We start from the raw sequence: 17,417 nt of genomic DNA, 5'->3' as shown, positions 1-17,417 counted from the left end.
GCAGTTATTGCATAAAGGCTCAAATGACAACCAGCTTAGTTTAGCAAAACTAATCAATGGTTGTCAAGGCCAAATTCAGTTAATTAAACAAACGTTAACTGACAACAATCAATACTATAGCAATATTATTTCGTAGCGTCAAGCTGATTTGATAATTAAAATTATTTTTTATTTAACCGCGAACACTCATTATTATGCATCCAAAAATCGTACGGTTTCACCGGGCCAAAAGCGACGCTCTCACAGTAAATATCCAGTTCAAAAATCTTTGAATTATCCAAATGGAAAACTCTTCCTCTTTTTAATTCATTTGCAACTATAAAATAACGCATAGACATAAAAATAATCGTAATGACTACAGCACCATTTATTTTCATTGTTTCTACTATAGTAATAACATCTAAAATTATCTTCCGTAGCGAATTAAAATTTCTGCTATATATTGCAAAGCAATTCTTCAATGATACAATATATAGTACTGTTTAATCTAAAACCATTAAGGAGTCTATATTTTATGATCGTAATTGCAGGAACTATCGGTGCCGGAAAAACAAGCTTAGCAACTCTATTAGCAAAGCATTTAAACTCAAAAGCCTTTTATGAATCTGTCGATAACAATCCAGTATTACCCTACTTTTACAAGGATCCGCAAAAATACGCTTTTTTATTACAAATTTACTTTTTAAATAAGCGTTTAGCTCAATTAAAAGCAGCAGACAAAATTCAAAATAGTGTCATTGATCGATCAATCTTTGAAGATTCCTTGCTTTTTCACCTTAATGCTGATCTAGGTCGGGCCACGGACACTGAGGTCGCTGTTTACGATTCCTTACTTGAAAATATGCTACAAGAACTACCACAGCAAAGCTACCATAAAAAGCCAGGACTACTGATTCACATTAACATTTCCTTTGACACTATGTTAAAACGAATCGCTAAACGTAACCGTCCTTATGAACAAATCGCACAAGATCCGAGCCTTTACCATTATTACCAAGAACTTAATCACCGCTATTCAAAATGGTATCAGGATTATGATGAAAGTCCTAAGCTACAAATTAATGGCGATCAACTAGATTTCGTTAATGATGACTTGGCTCACAAACGTGTTTTAAACATCATCGACCAAAAAATTTCCCAACTACATCAAATCACTAACATCGCAAGTGGCAATCAACGCAGATAATTTTTTAACCAGCTACATTTAATTAACCAAGATTAATTATCAAAGATTCTAGGGGATTGTGATAAAAGTTATTCTTTTGTTGCAATCTCCTTTTTGCTAGCAACACTACAATAACAATTAATTTTATGCCAGTTTAAAAAAGCGATTACTTCTTTTAGAAACTGGCATTTGCAATTACCTATTAGAATAGTAAAATAATGGTAAACACTTGTTAGGAGACCCACGATGCTGTTCGAAGAATTATTTTTGGAAAAAGCGGACCAACAAAAATTTCAAATGTTTCGCGTTCTGAAAACAACTGATGCAACTTCACTTACAATTAACGACATCAGTGATCGCCTGCACCTTTCATATCAGCAAGCTTATAATACATTTCAAGACTTGTTACGCGACATGCAAGCTTTAGACGACAGCCTTAATTCAACAACGGGGCGGCAAAAATTACTTTCGCAACATACTTTTAAGATTTCATTAGACCAGTACCGGATTTTTCTACTTGAGCAATCATTAGTGTTTCAATTTATTGATTATCTTTTTCAAGCTTCGAATCCAACTGTTGCCGATTTTTGTGAGCGTCATTTTGTTAGTAAATCTACTTTGTTACGTAAATCAACACCTGTCAAACATTTCATGACGCGCTATTCTTTGCGTTTTTCTTATACTCATCTAAAAATCACGGGTAACGAGATGAATATTCGTTATTTTCTCTTTATTGTTTATTGGATTGGCTTCCATGGTATTAAGTGGCCATTGCATGATTTCAGTGAAGTGGCTATTCGTGATGCTTATTTAGAAAAGAACCCAGAACACCAAGACTTTATTGTCACACTGCAACAGGTTTTATTGTTAGGTATTATTCGTGTTCGCGTCAGTCGTGGTTACTTAGTTCAAGACAGTCGTGCATTTGATCTCATTACAGCAAAAAATTCGCTTTTTGCACAATTAACCTTTCCAGATCATTTCTTACCCACGGTTTCCACCGCAAAACAGCAAGTTGAAAAGAAATTTTTCTTCTTCGCCCAGGCAAGTTTAATCACCTCTGTACCAGATTATAATCAGCGCGAAGCCAAATTGCTTAACTATTTTAAAACGCAAAATAATCCATTGTGGCAGATTGCACTGGCCCTTTTAAACCATCTTGCACAAACTTACCAAACCTCATTACAAACTGACAATAATCTTGTTATGGTCAGTTTGTTGCGCGCTTTAATGACTACGGCAATTATTCAAGAAAACTATCCCAAAATCATTGAATTCTTACAATCTGATACGGAAAAATACGCAAATTCACCCATTTGTCAGGTAATTGCAGATTTTTTTACAATTCCACAAGTACGAAAAAAAATGCCCCAACTCTATCGCAAGCGACAGGCCTTAAGTCAGTATCTTTGTTATTTATTACACCCACAACTCCAAAAGTTTGAAATTCAAAAAACTGTTAAGATTTGGTTAGTTGCTGAAAATAGTGATTTATTAACATCTGACTTGTTATATTTTTTAGATCGCATTAGCATTGCTCAAATTTTAGACCAAAATGCTAGTCCTGCAGATGCAGACCTTATTTTGACAACCATTGACGCACATGCGCCTTTAATTAAACAATTAACACAGCGACGACTTCCCGTTTTACACTGGCGCTTAGATGCTCAAGAAAGCGATTATTACAGTTTATATTTAAAAATTAAAACCATTTATGCAGCAAAATAAAAAGCATTCAATTTACTGAAAATCAGAAATTGAATGCTTTATTTCGTTCATTGAACTAATCTTGGTCTGCTTTAGATAAATCAACTTGATCTAACGGAATCAAGTGTGTTTTATGCCGCAACTTATAGTAAACAAATAAAATGATAAATAACGGTACACTCATATAACTAATCCCTAATGCTTGCCAATCAAAATTTTGAACAGCGTGTAAATCTTGACCTACAATCACTAAGATACCTAACACCATTGCCAAAATCGGTCCCACCGGAAATAACTTCGCGTGATAATGTAATTCACTCAAATGATGACCTTGCCGAATGAAAGCTTTGCGAAAACGATAATGTGAAATTGCAATGCCCAACCAAGCTATAAAACCTGTTAAACCAGAAGCAGAAACCAAGAATAAATAAATTTGTGGGCCCCAAATACTAGTTAAAAAGGTAAATAGTCCCACTACTGTGGTCATCAATAAGGCTGCAACAGGTACACCATGCCGGTTAACGTGACTAAAAACTTTAGGCGCAATTTTTTGCTTTGACATCGCCCAAAGCATCCGCGTCGATGCATACATCCCCGAATTAGCTGCCGAAATCACCGACGTTAAGATAACCGCATTAACAATACTAGCCGCTCCTGCTAGGCCAACACGCTTGAAAACCAAAGTAAATGGACTGATTGCCACATCACCAGCGCTAGATCCTAGTAAATCTTTACTTGTATAAGGCAAAATCGCCGCAATGACAAAAATAGCTAAAATATAAAATAAGATAATCCGCCAAAAAACTTGTTTAATGGCCTTAGGGATGCTTGTTTCTGGTGTTGCCGATTCACCAGCAGTAATACCAATCAATTCTGTTCCTTGAAATGAAAAGCCAGCAACGACAAACACACTTAAAATAGCTGGAATACCACCAACAAATGGCGCTTTACCTATTGTAAAATTGTGTAACCCAATTGCTGGACCATGACCACCCATAATGCCTAAAATTGTCAAAAAGCCGACAATCAAAAAGACAATCACGGTGACAACTTTAATAATTGATAACCAAAATTCAGTTTCACCAAAAGATTTTACGGATAAAATATTAATGATAAAAATCACTAACAGGAAAAATAGACTAAAAATCCAGCCCGGAACATCGGGTAACCAAAAATGCATGACAATCGCCGTAGTGGACACATCTACCGCTAGCGTAATTGCCCAATTAAACCAATAGTTCCAACCCATTGCAAACCCTAGTGCTGGATCAACAAAACGGCCGGCATAAGTGGCAAACGAACCTGAAACCGGAATGTAAGTCGCCATTTCACCTAAACTAGTCATTAAAAAGTACACCATTAAGCCAATTCCGATGTAGGCAATTAACGCGCCGCCTGGCCCTGCTTTTGAAATAGCAGATCCAGAGGCAACAAATAGCCCGGTTCCAATGCTGCCACCTAAGGCAATCATGGATAAATGTCGTGTTTTTAATTCACGCTTTACACCTTGTTCGTGTTCAATATGCTGTTGTGCCATCTAAAAAATTCCTCCAGTAAATTATTTTTAGAGGTCACGACGATATCTAACAATAAAAAACGTCTTTTTACATAGCGCGCACACTACATAAAAAGACGGTGTCTTTTCCTGTTAGTCGATAGCGCCCCGTGATGATTATCATCACGACAGTTCCTGACTTATTCAGCCAAGCCCCAACAGCCATTTGAAAAAGCAAATGACCATTTCGGCAGATCACCCTTTCACTAGTTTTCAATAACGCTTTTTCGCTTCCAACTAGTTACTATTGTTTTCTGCAACCTCAATCTTTGTTACAGTATAACGAACATCTCATTATTTAACAAGTAATATTCTATTTTTCAGCCTGATTAATTGATCGATCCATATCGCCATAGTCAAAGTCTTCTTTTAAAAAGGCTTGATCATCTAACGGGAAATGTTGTTGCAGTGTGGCGAAAGGCTGGATGGCAACCTGGCCTTGCTTTAAGTGATAGTCTAAAACATGGCCGCCGATGGTTTGATGATCTGCACTTAGAAAATGAACATGATAGCCTGCCACTGCCACACCTTGGAATAAAGCTGGCGCATAGTAACCAATTAAAGTTCCTTGCACATTTTTGGCATCAAATGTTGGTTGTGTTTTCGTTGCAGTTGTTAAACTTGGGTAAGGCTTTTTTTGTGCTTCGACAGCACGCGTATGCATCACGGCAAATTCACCTTCAATTTTAACCGCAAAGAAAACATTACGGTACGGATATTTTTCCAATAAATGTTGCTCTAACGCTGATTTATCAATGTCCTTTAATGTTGTCTGCGCGTGTGGTGCGTTAAAGTGAACCGTGGCAAAAGGCGCGGCTTGCTCCGGTTTTAATTGATTAATCTTACCTGAACCTGTTACTTGATAAGCTTTACCAGCAATGACTACCATTTCACCATCTAAATCCTGAACCGTGCCAATACCGTAATCACCATGCTGTAATAACTCACCGACTGTCATAGTCCCCTCAAATAATCCGGGAACCAGAAGGCTTAACGTTCCGTGTTGAAATAACGTGGTATATTTTTTCTGTTCGTCCATTCCAGTACTTCCTTTCATTAATTAATAAAATTGATCTGGCAAAATCGTTTGACTGAGCTTATCGTTATCTGAATAATCAATCGGGATATCAACAATAACTGGTCCATCAGTAGCAAAGGCCTGATCGAGCACTTTTTCTAAGTCACCAGCGTGATCAACCCGTAAACCAGTGGCACCAAAACTTTTAGCGTACTGGACAAAATCTACATTGCCAAAATTAACGCCTGCACTTCGACCGTACTTCATCTCTTCTTGAAATTTCACCATGTTATAAGTACCGTCATTCCAAATTAACTGCACAATGTTTAATTTCAGCCGTACTGCAGTTTCTAGTTCTTGACTAGTAAACAAAAAGCCACCATCCCCAGAAACCGAAACAATCTGTGTGTTAGGCCGTAATAATGCGGCTGAAATTGCCCAAGGTAGCGCAACGCCCAAAGTCTGCATCCCATTAGAAAATAGTAAGTGCCGTGGCTGATAACTGCGAAAATGCCGCGCCATCCAAATATAAAAACTACCGACATCAACAGTTACCGTCATTTCATCACTAACTCGTTTTTGTAATGCAGAAATAACTGCTAATGGATGGACTAATTTTTGATCTGCTGCAACCTGGGGCGGTAAATCACGTTTTTCTAATTTTTGCCGTAAACCTGCTAAATATTGTTTCATTTCTGCTTTTGTTTCATAACCACGTAAATAAGGCAATAAGAAATCCAAAGTTTGGGCAATGTCACCAATTAATTCAGTTTCAGGCTCAAAATTATGATCAATTTCAGCTGCCATATCATCAATATCAATAATTCGTGCATCATTTTCTGCGTTCCAATTACGCGGTTCATATTCAATTGGATCATAACCGATTGTAATGACTAAATCACTTTGTTTTAATAACATGTCGCCAGGCTGATTACGGAACAAGCCCACCCGACCAAAGAAATTCTTTTCTAATTCCCGGGAAATCATCCCAGCTGCTTGGAATGTTTCCACCACTGGAATATCGGATACATATAAAATATTACGCAGCGCACGTGTCACTTCAGCTGATGACGCACGCATCCCAACTAGAAAGACTGGTAGTTTAGCTGCTTTAATTTTCCGCGCTAAAATCGTAATGTCGGCTGGACTTGCTGGCCCTAACTTTGGCGCTTGCAATGGCATAATTGCTGGCCGACTAACTTGAGCATCTGTAACGTCTTGCGGAACACTGACGAAACTCGCTCCTTGTTTTGCCGATAATGCGGCCCGATAAGCGTTAGCCAATACTTCTGACGCATTTTCTGGATCTTGGATTTCCGCACTATATTTTGTAATCGGCGCCATCAGTGCTGCATTAGCCATACTTTGATGAGTTAACCGCAAAAGGTCGGCACGTTGAACCTGTCCAGAAATTGCTAAAACTGGATCTCCTTCAGCAGTTGCGGTTACCACACCAGTTGCTAAATTGCTAACACCCGGACCAGAAGTGGTCATCACAACACCAGGTTTGCCTGTAATCCGGCCAATTCCTGATGCCATAAAGGCGGCACCTTGTTCATGGCGTGCAATAATTAATTGTGGTTTTTTTGGATTATCACTATGTTCCAGTACTTCGAATAACCGATCAATTTTTGCACCCGGAATTCCAAAAACGTAGTTAACCTCATGATTGATCAAACTTTCAAGAATCACATTGGCACCGTAGCGTTGCTTACCTGCCATGATAAATCCCTCCCAAAATCTCAAACTATCAAATTAACTCCAATGATATCATAAACTCGCTTACATTGCTTCAACTGCAGGCGATCATAATTCAATCAAATATCGTCACAAAAAAGCACTGTTATCAAATTTTAACAGTGCTTTTAAGTGAAACAATCATCAATTGTGTTGCCGTAAACCACCAGGCAATCGAGGTTGGGAAATTTTTTCATTGTGGGATTGTGCGATTAATTGATTAAAGCCTTGTGTACTGGCAATAATGTATCGTGGTCGTTGCCGTGCTGCATTAAAAATCCGACCAACGTATGAACCTAGCAGACCTAAATTAACTAAAATAATGCCACTGAGAAAAAAACTGCTGCAGATTATCAGCGAATTTGTCTGCCAACTATGACGAAACAACATTACATTGAAGCCAATCAATCCAGTGACAATTGCAACACCGCCTGTCCAGTACGCTAATTTAAGGGGTAATGTCGAAAAAGATGTGATCCCAGCCATGGCTAAAGCCACCATTTTCTTTAACGGGTATTTCGAGACCCCATTTTTTCGCTCTTGGCGCTGATACAAAACTGCCGTTTGCTTAAAGCCAACCCAGCTTACCAAACCACGAACAAAGGGGTCAGGTTCACCCAAGCGATTTAATTCGCGGACGACTTTTTGGTCCATTAAGCGGAAATCACCTGTATCGACTGGAATATTGGTTGTCGTGATGTGTTGTAACACTCGATAAAATAATTTTGCACTAGTGCGTTTAAACCAAGTCTCGCCAAACCGGCGCTCACGTTGCCCATAAATTACATCATAACCAGCTTCCCATTTCTTTAACATGTGACCGATCACAGCTGGCGGATCCTGTAAGTCTGCATCCATCACGGCCACTGCCTGTCCACCAGCATAGCGCAAACCAGCAGTGATGGCGAGTTGGTGACCAAAGTTCCGGGAAAAGTTAATTAACTTAAACCGGGAATCCTGTTTTGCCTGTTGTTCAATTAACGTCGCGCTATTATCTTGACTACCATCATTTACAAAGATAAATTCAAATTGATACTGGGTTAAACGGTGACTAAATCGCCGCAGTACTTTAAAAGTAGCCGTCAACCCATCGCCTTCATTATAAACAGGTACCACAATTGAAATGAGTTGTTGCATGTGACTCACCCTTTCACTTAATCTGATTTAATCGTTAATCGGTATAATGTACCTTGACTCGTCATGCCGCCTGACTTATTTTTAGTCTTTGTCGGTTTTGCTGGCGCGGATTTACGACTAATTTTTCCGTTTGCCGGTAACTGCCCTGTTGGTTGACCCGTTGTTGACGGCTGATTTTTAGTTTTCATTTGAGTAGTTGGCTGCTTCATTGTCGGTCCTTGTTTGGTTGCCTCCGTCTTTTTAGTGGTTGACTGATACAAAGACTTTTTCACTTTAATGCCATGCTTTTTTACCCAGTTGATAATCGCTGATTGCCCGCTTTTACCAGAAACATAAAAGTATTTCAATTCGCCAGTTTTAACCAACTTTTTAAATTGCTTTAAGGTTAAAGTTGGATCGGTGCCGTTGAATCCACCTAAGGCCATGACCGCTTGCCCACTTTTGATAATGTAAGGCGCAGCAGTACTGGCATCGCTAGTAGCAAATAAATAAGTGGCCCCTGCTTGGTGTTGCTGTAAATAGGCCAGCATTTTTGAATTCACATTGCCATCGCCAATATTAGTGCCTCCACCATTAGCTAAATCAGGCCCCGCTGTCGGTATTTGTGCTTCTTCTAAATAAATCATCGGCGTTAATGCCCAATAACCTGGCGCTAGCATTAAACCAATTAAACTGATGCCAATTAACATCTTATGCAGTCCTTGTTGACGGTGAAGCAGTAGTAACAACGCTGCTAAGAGCCAACCGCCTAGTAACAAGCTCCAGCTTGCCCACTGATAATAATCACGAACGTAATAAGCTTGCAAACTTGCCGCTAACCCTATTGCCAGGGGTAATAAATAAGTTGACCACTGGCGTAAGGTCCCGTGACGAAACTGACGCGTTAACGTGACGCTGCCAATCCCAGTTAACGCAGCAAGCGGGGGTGCCAACATAATCAGATAATAAGGATGGAAAAAACTAGCAACACTAAAGAATCCTGCTACTGGTACTAGCCAAGCAGCCCAATACCATAAATCCTGTTGTTGTTTAGTGGTTTGATACCAACGGCGCCGCCGATCACGATAAAAGGCGTAAGCACTGATCAAACCTAATAGGCTAAATGGCAACAGCCAACTAATCTGCGGGCCTAATTCAGATTGGAAAAGTCTTAATGGACCAGCGGTGCCAATGTTGAACGCTCCGCCAGCACCACCTGTGCCAGTAGATTGGCCTAATAAACGCTCAGAGCCATTGTAACCAAATGCTAAATCTAAAACAGAATTTTTCTGCGAACTACCAATATAAGGCCGTTGACTAGCAGAGGTACTATCAACTGTCAAGGGCCAAGCCAGCGTCAAAACCACTAAAACGATGGTCGCACCTAAACCAGTGAGCCATTTTTTCTGCCAATTTTGATGGGTTGCCAATAAATAATAAATGTACATCGCCGGCAAGACCATAAATGCTTGGAGCATTTTAATATTAAAGCCGACGCCGATGAGCCCGAAGCTTAACATCACCAACCAACTTTTTTGCTGGTCGACTGCCTTTTGTAATAAATAGCCTGCTAAAACCAAAAAGAAAATTAAAGTAGCATCCATATTGTTACTGCGGGTGTCTGCCACAACAATTGGGGTTAAAGTCATGACGAGTGCGGCAATTAAAGCCGCCCAACGACCAAAATGCCGCTTCACCAACTGATAGATTAGCCCAACAGTGCCAAGGCCAAATAAAACAGAGGGTAAAATGACACTCCATCCATGGACACCGAAGATTTTCGCGCTAATCGCCATAAACCACAGTGCCACTGGTGGTTTATCCACTGTAATAAAACCAGCCGGATCAAACGCACCATACCAAAAATTATGCCAGTTTTGAATCATACTAGTGACTGCAGCTGTATAGTAACTATTTGCCGTTTCAGTAGTCCAAATCCCCCAGCCATAAAGCACTAATGCTAAGCATAAAATTAACCATAATAACAGATCTTGCCGTTTTACCCATTGCCGGATCATAATTTCACCCCACTTTGACGGAAAACCCAAAATTTACTGAGAATAAAATTAAAAGGTACCGTCAGCACTAAACTAAATAGTGGCGCACTGGTTTCTGATAACCCCCAAGTTTGTGTCCACAAGTGAACTAGTCCCATGCTTAAAAAGAAACTAGTCAAGTAGGTTGCATAGTAACGCCAAGCAGCTTTTTGCCAGCATTGCTGTGACTTAAAGACCCAACTACGATTTAAAATCAAACCTAATAGTGAAGTTACCGCATAACCGATTCCCATTGCGGCAGTGGCACCTACACCTCGCCACAAAATTAAATAGAGCAAATAGGTCAATAAAGTGTTCAAACCTCCTACCAACCCAAATTGAATCAATTGTTGCCAAACGGTTTTAAACATGTTGCTCACTTCCATCAAATTAATTTGTTGATGGTTTACAGCATACTGACTCGACCTTAAACAAGCCTTAATTGAGTTAATTTATGAACAACATTTTTTCAAACTAAAATTAGCAATGCAGCTTTTATTAGTCCTATAGGTAAAAAAAATCTGCTAGTGAAAATTACTTTTCACTAGCAGATAAATTCATTATCATTATTTAGTTTGACCCGTCAGTTTTCTAGCTTCTTCATCAATTGACTCAAAACCAGATTTTGCTGATTTAGCCTGCGGATGCTTTGCGCGAGCTTCTTGGGCTTTTTGAATCATAGCCTTTTTTTGTGCTTTAGAAAGCTTTTTTGCCATAATGAACGCCTCTTTTATCACGAAGTCGCGGGCAGATACTCGCTAATTTCATTATAGCGCTTTTTAACAAAGATGGTTAAATTTTTATTTCATTTCTTGGCGAATATTACGCAATAATTTTTGGATCAATAACTCACGCTTTTCATCTGATTCATTCCAATTAACTAACGGAATTTTGCTTTCACCTAGTGTATCGCTGATCACTCGGTAAACCGACTGTTTTTTTAGCGCTTTTTCCCATAATAAATCAGCCTGATGAAAAACTTGATTAATCACAGAAGTTCCTTGTTTAGTAACAGGTTGAAAATCTTTAAATACCATATCAATTAACCCAGTATCTGGATAAGTGTGAATTTCGCCTTCAGTTGCTAATACCACATCATATAAACTAATTTTCTTAGGTGAATGGGCAATGGTAAATCCCCCATTGTTTCCGGAAACGGATTTGATCAAACCTGCTACTACCAACTTGCGCATGATTTTACGTAAATAAGTCTGTGAACCACTCAAACGATGATGAATCACTTCAGATGAAATTGGAATAGAGGGATCCTGGGTTGCCAACAACGTGATAATGCAAGCAGCCTGTTCAAATCCACGGGTTAATCGCATGCCAGCCACCTCTTCATAAATTTTCTTCTATTTATGGACATATCATATCACAAATAAAAAAGTGGCGCAAAAGTAAAAAACAGGCCTACTGCTTAAAAATAAGCTGCGGGCCTGCCTTTTTGCCAAGGGTGTAATCATAGTATACTGCAACGAGCCAGATAATTAAATAATTGCGCTGATTATAACATCAAATTGAAACTTGCTAAACCTTGTTGTTGATCCTGAACTTTAAAATCAAAATTAAATTTCTGGTACAATGCCATGACTTTTTTCAAACTATCGCCATCAAATGAACTGACATTACCATCAATTGCTTTAACTTGTTTTTGCCGCGCAACTTGAATGAGATGTGAGAGCGCTAATTGGGCTAAACCATGGTTTTGAAAATCATAAAATGCCAATTGGCTTTCAGCACCTAGTGTTTCCAAGACTGTGATGTGTATCGTTTTTGACCAGACATCATAGTTAAATAGTAATTCATTTTGATAATCTGTTTTAGAATGACCATATTTATCCACATTTTCATACGCGGTATACACGAAAATTGAACTGCTTTTTTCATTTTGGGCACGATCAAAATCAGTATAAACGATGTACGGTGTAACGGGTTGTGATTTTGCACGATAAGTCGAATCCATGTCTAAGATGGTTAAATCAGAATTGGCTTTAATGGCTGTTAAACGTTCTTGATATGCTTTTTCCATCATCTTCAGTTGCTCCTGTACCACGTCCATCATGACTACCTCCAATATCTCTTTTCACCGCTCATTATACCATATTCACTTGTTAGTCGAGATGAATTTTTAGCATAACTACAATATTTTCATGTTACTTTCATTTTCTATTAATAATGTCCACGAAAGTCCGCCGCAGTCAGTTTATAATAGACCTCTTCAATTGGCGGCTGATTGCTAAATAAGCGTGGTCGCTCAAATTCATATTCAAAATGAAACCCAGTCTTCTCAATCACACGCTGCGACCGGTAATTATCTTGAAAATGGCCAACCCAAATTTCCTGTAATTTAAGGTCAATAAAGCCGTAACGTAAAATCGCATTGACAGCTTCTGGCATCAATCCTTGTCCCCAATAAGCTTCTCCAAGAATAAAACTCAGTTCCCGACTGTCATCTTCTGGTTTAATTGCACTAGGAACACGGCGATGTAAGCCAATACTACCAATCACATGCTGTGTTGCCTTTTCCATTAAAGCAAAAACTTCATCGCTGCGGATAAACATTCGCAAAACTGACCAGCTTTCTTGCCGAGAGGTAGGAGGCTGCCACCCTGCCATCGCTGCCAATTTTGGATTTTTCATAAAATGATACAAATCGGTTAAATCAGTTGTGGTAAACGGCCTAATCAGTAGCCGTGGCGTTTCAAAATGCACTTGATAACTTCCTTTTTTTAATCTTACCCGCTGCATAAATTAACAAAACCCGCTACAATAGTCAATGAAAATTAACTTGGTAGAAAGGTCGATTTTAATTTGCGAACTTTGACAATACCCTTAACTGAGCCTGCTTATTTACAGGCTTACCTTCGTGAACCTGATCCAAAATTAACTCAAAAAAGATTTCCCGCAGTCATTATTGTTCCTGGCGGCGGCTACACACATATTCCCAAAGCACAAAGTGAAACACTAGCGCTGGCATTTGTTGCCCGTGGCTTCCAAGCATTTTTCCTGCGCTATCATTTTAATAATGAAAACCCACCTTTATTACCCCAACCCATTTATGATTTAGGTGCTGCCATCAGACAATTGCGTCAACACGCCCAAAAATGGTACATTAATCCAAACCAAGTAGCAGCGGCTGGCTTTTCTGTCGGCGGACACATTGTCAGTTTATATAATGGCAGTTGGCAACGTAACTGGCTTCAACAAAACTTACACAGCGATGCTGACACTTTAAAATTAAATGCAGCTATCTTAAGCTACCCGGTGATCCGTTTAACTGCAGGATGGCCAACCTCTAAAGAAAAGTTAGCTAGTATTGCAGCGCAACCTGACAAATTTGCAGCCGATCAATTTGTCAATCCACAATGTGCGCCAACTTTTATTTGGCACACTGCAGATGATAATTTAGTTCCTGTTAAAAACAGCTTACTTTATTTAGCTGCACTAAATCAGTTCCAAGTTCCCTTTGAAGCACATATTTTTCACCACGGCCCGCATGGTTTAGCTTTAGCCAACGCTCAGACTGCTTGGAAACCTGATGCTAACCAACCACATGTTGCTCATTGGCTTGACTTAGCCACCGAATGGCTGCAAGCTACCCTTTAATCAAATGTAAAAACATCCCGGAGACAATAAAAATATCTTCGGGATGTTTTTTAGTTAATTGTTGCTAAAATTTTCAGAAAAGCTTCTCCATAGCGGGTAAACTTTTGCTCGCCAACTCCTTTAATTGCTAACAAAGCTGGCTTATCTTGAGGTAAATGCAAGGCCATCTCTTTCAATGTTGCATCGGAAAAGATAACAAAAGGCGGCACGCCTTGTTTTTGAGCTAGTTTAGTCCGCAACTGCCGCAACTGTTCAAACACAGCATCGTCTGGTTCATGACTAGCTTGTGGCTGCGTTGACATTTTGCGTTCAACTTTTTGCTTACCCCGCAAGACTGCTGCACCACTAACAGTTACTTTTAACGTCGGGTACTGTCCGCCACTAGCACGCAGATAGCCTTCTGCAGTCAAAAAATCAATTAACTGGTTAACTTCTTTTTGCGTTTGTCCTTTTAATAAACCATAAGTCGATAAACTAATGAAATTTAAGGCTCGAACTCGCTGATTATTCGCACCGGTCAGCACTTGTGCTACTAAAGTTTTCCCAAAATTTTCGTGCATGCGATAAACACAAGATAAAATTTTTTGTGCTGTCACAGTAATGTCAACCGTTTCACGCTGATCTAAACAATTACCACAATGCCCACACGGTGTTGCTTTTTCGCCAAAATAATTCAAAATGGCTTGTTGCAGGCACCCTTGCGTATTAACATACTGCATTAAAGCTTGTAATTTTAAGTATTCTTGCTGCCGTGGTGCAGCAGCCATATCAGAGCGCTCAATAAAAAAGCGTTGTAATTGCACATCTGACGGACGATAAAGCAAAATAGCCTCGCTGGGCAAACCATCACGCCCTGCACGGCCAGCTTCTTGATAGTAGGCTTCTAGACTGCCCGGTGCTTGTGCGTGGATGACAAAGCGCACATTGCTTTTATCAATTCCCATTCCAAATGCATTAGTTGCTACCATGACGAGCTGCCTATCATATAAAAAATCCTCTTGATTTTTACGACGTGTTTGTTCGGACAACCCAGCATGATACATGGTAACGCTAAAATCATGTTTTTTTAGCAAGGCGGTTAATCGAGTAACCTCTTTACGCGTACTGGCATAAATAATGCCGGATTCATGAGAATTTGCTTTTAAATAAGCCAATAAATATTGATCACGATCTTGATCTTTAATGACCCGTAACGTTAAATTGTCACGGGCAAAGCTGGTTTTAATCTCATTTTCGCTGGCAATATCTAAACGCTCCCGAATATCACGGGAGACGCGTTGTGTTGCCGTTGCCGTCAATGCAACGACTGTCGGCTGACTCACTAAATCTTTTAAATGCGTTGCCACCTGGAGGTAACTGGGACGAAAATCATGTCCCCACTGTGAAATGCAATGCGCTTCATCTACAGCAACCAGATCAATTTTCAACTCGTTCAAGGCTGTCATAAAATCAGCCATTTCCAAACGTTCAGGTGATAAATAGAGCAATTTCACTTCACCACTTGCCGCCAGTATTAGCCGCTCATGAATCTGCTTATGCGTTAATGTGCTGTTAATAAAAGTGGCAGGAATATCATTTTCATTTAATGCATCAACCTGATCTTTCATTAAAGAAATTAAAGGAGAGATTACCAAAGTAAGCCCAGATAATAATAAAGCGGGAATTTGATAACACAATGACTTCCCGCCTCCAGTTGGCATTAAGGCCAAAACATTCTCACCAGCCAACAACTTATCAATCACTTGTTTTTGTCCCCGGCGAAAATGCGGGTAGCCAAATTTTGTTTTGAGTATGGTCGCCGCATCCAATGGTTGTAAACTCCTTTAGTCATGACTTAATCGAATAACTAGAATCAGCTTTCTATTTTAACTAATCCATTCTATAGATGCAACTTCTCTGTTATTTCAAATTAATCAACTAGCTGTTATCAATAACCATTTTACTGTAGATCAACCATCAATGTCCGCGCTTTTCCTTGTTGCGGTGTAATCACAATTTTAAGTGCTTGTTTTTGATTATTGAGGCGAAAATTCAGTTCAAAGTCTTCAGAGCGCTGAGGGCGAACTGTATCTGCAAAATCGTCATCACGTTCAATGAGTGGTAGTTTTTGATTAGCTTGATAAACGGTCACTTCGGCGACGTCACTAAAGCGCCGTGGATCTTGGGTACCATTACGCCAATTAATTTCTAATTCTAACTGCTGTTTGTCATCCAACTCACCACTAATAGCTGTAATGGCGAATTCATCAAATTGCCAAGTTGCCGGTAAGAGCGTGCGGGATTCTTTTCCATTATTTGTCAGCAGCGAACGTCCACTGATACTATTGGCGGATTGTGATTGTGATTGTTGTTTGACTTGTGAATTTGTTGTTGAGGCATTTTCTTGCTTTGCGCCTGGTGCAGTACAAGCACCAAGTAGCCCCAACACACAAACTAACAAGGTTAAGTAACTGGCCTTTTTCATTTAATCATCCCTTCCAAATTATTTTTTCTAATATACGAAAAAACAAAATTATTTGTCAATAAATATCCTCAAGATTAAAACAATCTGCTAATTGAATTACGGTTCCCCATAAATGTGGTAAAATAAAGTTTGTTTATGATAGCGCTATCAATAAAAGGAGGAATTGTGATGCCAGAATTATTGAAAGGAAAAGTTGCCCTAATCACTGGTGCAGCAACAGGAATTGGTTTAGGAATCGCCGAACGCTTTGTTGCCGCTGGTGCTAGAGTCATCTTAACCGGCCATCGTACTTATGAAGAAACCAACACGTTTTTAAACCAACATTCAAAAACAACTGAATTTAAAACTTTAGAAGTAACCGATGAACAGGATTGGCAAACTGTCATTGCCTACATTGTGCAACACTATGGCAAGTTGGACATCTTAGTTAACAACGCTGGTGTCGCCCCTAAGCCAGGCCCGATTGATGAAGAAACACTTGAAGATTGGAACCGGGTCATTAATATTAATTTAACGGGTAATTTTTTAGGTATTAAACACGCAATGGAAGTCATGAAAGATGCAAACGGCGGCTCAATTATTAATATTTCCTCTGTTGAAGGTATCGTCGCTTTTACCGATAACGCTGCTTATAATGCAAGCAAAGGTGGTACACGTTTATTAACAAAGGCCGCAGCGCTAGATGCTGCTAAATATTATAAAAACATTCGGGTCAATTCAGTTCACCCTGGTGCGATTGACACCAAAATTATTCCAAAAAAATTAAAACAAGGCATGGCACAGTTAACGCCTTTAGGACACATTGGCCAACCTAGTGATATCGGTAATATCTGTGTTTATCTAGGTTCGGACTACGCTGCATTTACTACTGGCGCAGAATTTGTCATCGATGGCGGCGTTACTGCGCAATGAGATTAATATCAGCAACAAAAAAGGCAACAGGTAAATGATTTACCTGAAGTGAACCCTTAAAATTGGACAACTTTATTAAGCTGCTTTCTGGGCGGTAA

16 protein-coding genes and 1 riboswitch are annotated in these 17,417 nt (G+C 39.4%); of the genes, 4 read left to right on the top strand and 12 right to left on the bottom strand.

What is annotated here, in order from left to right; genetic code table 11:
* Window positions 1–514 precede the first annotated feature (514 nt).
* Together FC24_RS08065 and FC24_RS08060 are read left to right on the top strand one after the other, a co-directional pair.
* Window positions 515–1,186 carry a deoxynucleoside kinase gene (locus tag FC24_RS08065; protein ID WP_057874383.1) on the top strand — a complete coding sequence of 224 codons (672 nt, stop codon included), beginning with the start codon at window positions 515–517 and terminating at the stop codon, window positions 1,184–1,186.
* 225 nt (window positions 1,187–1,411) lie between these two features.
* On the top strand, window positions 1,412–2,893 hold the full coding sequence (locus FC24_RS08060) for a helix-turn-helix domain-containing protein (protein WP_057874382.1): 1,482 nt from the start codon (window positions 1,412–1,414) through the stop codon (window positions 2,891–2,893).
* Between the two features lie 55 nt (window positions 2,894–2,948).
* Here the strand turns inward: FC24_RS08060 and FC24_RS08055 are convergent, their stop codons facing one another.
* From FC24_RS08055 to FC24_RS08015, 10 genes are all read right to left on the bottom strand, one after another.
* Window positions 2,949–4,409 carry an amino acid permease gene (locus FC24_RS08055; RefSeq protein ID WP_057874381.1) on the bottom strand — a complete coding sequence of 487 codons (1,461 nt, stop codon included), beginning with the start codon at window positions 4,407–4,409 and terminating at the stop codon, window positions 2,949–2,951.
* Between the two features lie 111 nt (window positions 4,410–4,520).
* Window positions 4,521–4,701, bottom strand: a riboswitch (Lysine riboswitch).
* 39 nt (window positions 4,702–4,740) lie between these two features.
* Window positions 4,741–5,466: an acetolactate decarboxylase gene (gene budA, locus FC24_RS08050; protein WP_057874380.1), complete on the bottom strand. Its 726-nt coding sequence runs from the start codon at window positions 5,464–5,466 to the stop codon at window positions 4,741–4,743.
* 21 nt (window positions 5,467–5,487) lie between these two features.
* Window positions 5,488–7,167: an acetolactate synthase AlsS gene (alsS, locus tag FC24_RS08045; RefSeq protein ID WP_057874379.1), complete on the bottom strand. Its 1,680-nt coding sequence runs from the start codon at window positions 7,165–7,167 to the stop codon at window positions 5,488–5,490.
* A gap of 159 nt (window positions 7,168–7,326) precedes the next feature.
* On the bottom strand, window positions 7,327–8,319 hold the full coding sequence (locus tag FC24_RS08040; protein ID WP_057874378.1) for a glycosyltransferase family 2 protein: 993 nt from the start codon (window positions 8,317–8,319) through the stop codon (window positions 7,327–7,329).
* Between the two features lie 17 nt (window positions 8,320–8,336).
* A complete protein-coding gene (locus FC24_RS08035; RefSeq protein ID WP_083485666.1) occupies window positions 8,337–10,316 on the bottom strand; it encodes an ArnT family glycosyltransferase in 1,980 nt (659 codons plus the stop codon).
* Entirely contained in the window at window positions 10,313–10,705 is a 393-nt protein-coding gene (locus FC24_RS08030) for a GtrA family protein (protein ID WP_057874377.1), read from the bottom strand. The genes FC24_RS08035 and FC24_RS08030 overlap by 4 nt, the downstream gene beginning before the upstream one ends.
* A 195-nt stretch (window positions 10,706–10,900) precedes the next feature.
* Window positions 10,901–11,050, bottom strand: a complete 150-nt coding sequence (locus tag FC24_RS11635) for a hypothetical protein (protein WP_169790273.1) — start codon at window positions 11,048–11,050, stop codon at window positions 10,901–10,903.
* Between the two features lie 84 nt (window positions 11,051–11,134).
* On the bottom strand, window positions 11,135–11,662 hold the full coding sequence (locus FC24_RS08025) for an Rrf2 family transcriptional regulator (RefSeq protein ID WP_057874376.1): 528 nt from the start codon (window positions 11,660–11,662) through the stop codon (window positions 11,135–11,137).
* 179 nt (window positions 11,663–11,841) lie between these two features.
* Entirely contained in the window at window positions 11,842–12,369 is a 528-nt protein-coding gene (locus tag FC24_RS08020) for a GNAT family protein (protein WP_420805256.1), read from the bottom strand.
* Between the two features lie 137 nt (window positions 12,370–12,506).
* Complete coding sequence (locus FC24_RS08015) at window positions 12,507–13,049, bottom strand: GNAT family N-acetyltransferase (protein WP_157059106.1); 543 nt, start codon at window positions 13,047–13,049, stop codon at window positions 12,507–12,509.
* Window positions 13,050–13,148: 99 nt separating this feature from the next.
* Between FC24_RS08015 and FC24_RS08010 the strand changes: the two genes are divergently transcribed.
* Window positions 13,149–13,943, top strand: coding sequence for a lp_1002 family arylesterase (locus FC24_RS08010; RefSeq protein WP_057874373.1), 795 nt, complete (start codon window positions 13,149–13,151; stop codon window positions 13,941–13,943).
* A gap of 50 nt (window positions 13,944–13,993) precedes the next feature.
* Here FC24_RS08010 and recQ read toward each other — a convergent pair whose 3' ends face one another.
* Entirely contained in the window at window positions 13,994–15,751 is a 1,758-nt protein-coding gene (gene recQ / locus FC24_RS08005) for a DNA helicase RecQ (protein ID WP_057874372.1), read from the bottom strand.
* A gap of 131 nt (window positions 15,752–15,882) precedes the next feature.
* On the bottom strand, window positions 15,883–16,407 hold the full coding sequence (locus FC24_RS08000) for a hypothetical protein (protein ID WP_057874371.1): 525 nt from the start codon (window positions 16,405–16,407) through the stop codon (window positions 15,883–15,885).
* 168 nt (window positions 16,408–16,575) lie between these two features.
* Between FC24_RS08000 and FC24_RS07995 the strand changes: the two genes are divergently transcribed.
* Entirely contained in the window at window positions 16,576–17,319 is a 744-nt protein-coding gene (locus FC24_RS07995; RefSeq protein WP_057874370.1) for an SDR family NAD(P)-dependent oxidoreductase, read from the top strand.
* Window positions 17,320–17,417 lie beyond the last annotated feature (98 nt).

It is taken from the genome of Loigolactobacillus rennini DSM 20253 (assembly GCF_001436505.1).
Taxonomy (GTDB): domain Bacteria; phylum Bacillota; class Bacilli; order Lactobacillales; family Lactobacillaceae; genus Loigolactobacillus; species Loigolactobacillus rennini.
This window is presented reverse-complemented; position numbering and strand designations above follow the sequence as displayed.